The sequence below is a fragment of the Ornithinibacter sp. genome (assembly GCF_035443565.1).
In the GTDB taxonomy this organism is placed as follows: Bacteria; Actinomycetota; Actinomycetes; order Actinomycetales; family Dermatophilaceae; genus Fodinibacter.
In genome coordinates this window covers 1-2,150 of record NZ_DAORSO010000261.1, presented here as the reverse complement: position 1 = coordinate 2,150, position 2,150 = coordinate 1, and the positions used below count along the sequence as shown (strand labels likewise).

Annotated in this window: 3 protein-coding genes; all 3 read left to right on the top strand. The window is 67.4% G+C overall.

Features of this window, described 5'->3' with window-relative positions; genetic code table 11:
• The first annotated feature begins 27 nt into the window (after positions 1–27).
• A complete protein-coding gene (gene rpsK / locus PLL68_RS14190) occupies positions 28–432 on the top strand; it encodes a 30S ribosomal protein S11 (RefSeq protein ID WP_159900872.1) in 405 nt (134 codons plus the stop codon).
• A 35-nt stretch (positions 433–467) separates the two neighbouring features.
• A complete protein-coding gene (gene rpsD, locus PLL68_RS14185) occupies positions 468–1,076 on the top strand; it encodes a 30S ribosomal protein S4 (protein WP_159900870.1) in 609 nt (202 codons plus the stop codon).
• 170 nt (positions 1,077–1,246) lie between these two features.
• Positions 1,247–2,150: DNA-directed RNA polymerase subunit alpha (locus tag PLL68_RS14180; RefSeq protein WP_324535178.1), on the top strand; the 904-nt coding region annotated here is incomplete at its 3' end.

The following is a 2,150-nucleotide window of genomic DNA, read 5'->3' as shown; positions in this document are numbered from 1 at the left end:
CCGAAGACTTCGTAGGAAAGAGAGCACATGCCTCCCAAGGGCCGTACGGCGGGCGCCAAGAAGGTGCGCCGCAAGGAGAAGAAGAACGTCGCAGTGGGCCAGGCCCACATCAAGAGCACGTTCAACAACACGATCATCTCGATCACCGACCCCACCGGGGCCGTCATCGCCTGGGCCTCTGCCGGCCAGGTGGGCTTCAAGGGGTCCCGCAAGTCCACGCCGTATGCCGCGCAGACCGCGGCCGAGGCTGCCGCACGCCGCGCCATGGAGCACGGCATGCGCAAGGTGGACGTCTTCGTCAAGGGCCCGGGTTCCGGTCGTGAGACCGCCATCCGTTCCCTGACCGCTGCCGGCCTCGAGGTCGGTTCGATCCAGGACGTCACCCCGAGCCCGCACAACGGTGTTCGCCCGCCCAAGCGCCGCCGCGTCTGAGCGCCACGAGACTTCGCGAAAGGTAAGAGAGAGACATGGCCCGTTACACCGGACCCATCACCAAGAAGTCGCGCCGGCTCAAGACCGACCTCGTCGGCGGCGACAAGAACTTCGACCTGCGTCCCTTCCCGCCCGGCCAGCACGGCCGTCGCCGGATCCAGGAGAAGGAATACCTCACCCAGCTGCAGGAGAAGCAGAAGGCTCGCTTCACCTACGGCGTCATGGAGAAGCAGTTCCGCCGCTACTACAAGGAAGCGGCGAACCGCCCCGGCAAGACCGGTGAGAACATCCTGACGATCCTCGAGTCCCGTCTCGACAACGTCATCTACCGCGCGGGTCTGGCCCGCACCCGCCGCCAGGCGCGTCAGCTCGTGACGCACGGCCACTTCGAGGTCAACGGCGTGCGCGTCGACGTGCCCTCGTACCGGGTCGAGCAGTACGACATCATCACCGTGCGCAAGCAGTCGGTCGAGACGCTCCCCCTCCAGGTGGCGCGTGAGACCTACGGCGAGCGTCCCGTCCCGGCCTGGCTCCAGGTCGTCCCGGGCTCGCTGCAGATCCTGATCCACCAGCTGCCGACGCGGGCCCAGATCGACACGGTCCTCACCGAGCAGCTCATCGTCGAGTTCTACTCCAAGAACTGACACACGACCGGATGCCGTCCGCGCGACGCCCACGCTGAGCGTGGGACCCGGCGCGGACGGCATCCGGGAGTGCGATCCGCACCACGGACAGAGGTGGGGCGGAGGCCGGGCCCTGAGCCCGGCATCACGAGGCGTCATATAGCGGTCGCCCGTGGGAAGGAAGAATCACCGTGCTCATCGCACAGCGTCCCGTCCTCTCCGAGGACGTCGTCTCCGAGAACCGGAGCCGTTTCGCCATCGAGCCCCTCGAGCCCGGCTTCGGCTACACGCTCGGCAACTCCCTGCGTCGCACCCTGCTCTCGAGCATCCCGGGTGCCGCGGTCACGAGCATCCGCATCGACGGCGTGCTCCACGAGTTCTCCACGATCCCCGGGGTCAAGGAGGACGTCACCGAGATCATCCTCAACGTCAAGGGTCTGGTCGTCTCCAGCGAGCACGACGAGCCCGTCGTGATGTACCTGCGCAAGCAGGGCGCCGGCGCCGTCACCGCTGCTGACATCGCGCCCCCGGCCGGTGTCGAGATCCACAACACCGACCTGCACATCGCGACCCTGAACGACAAGGGCACCGTCGAGATGGAGCTCACCGTCGAGCGCGGCCGCGGCTACGTCTCGGCGCAGCAGAACAAGTCGGGCGACCAGGAGATCGGTCGCATCCCGATCGACTCCATCTACTCGCCGGTCCTGACCGTGACCTACAAGGTCGAGGCCACCCGTGTCGAGCAGCGCACCGACTTCGACCGCCTCGTCGTCGACGTCGAGACCAAGAACTCGATGGCTCCGCGCGACGCGCTCGCGTCCGCCGGCAAGACCCTCGTCGAGCTCTTCGGCCTGGCCCGTGAGCTCAACGTCGAGGCCGAGGGCATCGACATGGGCCCCTCGCCGACCGACGCCGCGCTCGCCGCCGACCTCGCCCTGCCGATCGAGGACCTCGACCTCACGGTGCGGTCCTACAACTGCCTCAAGCGCGAGGGCATCCACACCGTGGGTGAGCTCGTGGGGCGCAGCGAGGCCGACCTGCTCGACATCCGCAACTTCGGTGCGAAGTCGATCGACGAGGTCAAGGCCAAGCTCG

Excerpts from the sequence above, each read along its gene's own strand:
- rpsD (WP_159900870.1), top strand. The coding sequence starts at position 468 with ATGGCCCGTTACACCGGACCCATCACCAAGAAGTCGCGCCGGCTCAAG.
- rpsK (WP_159900872.1), top strand. The coding sequence starts at position 28 with ATGCCTCCCAAGGGCCGTACGGCGGGCGCCAAGAAGGTGCGCCGCAAG.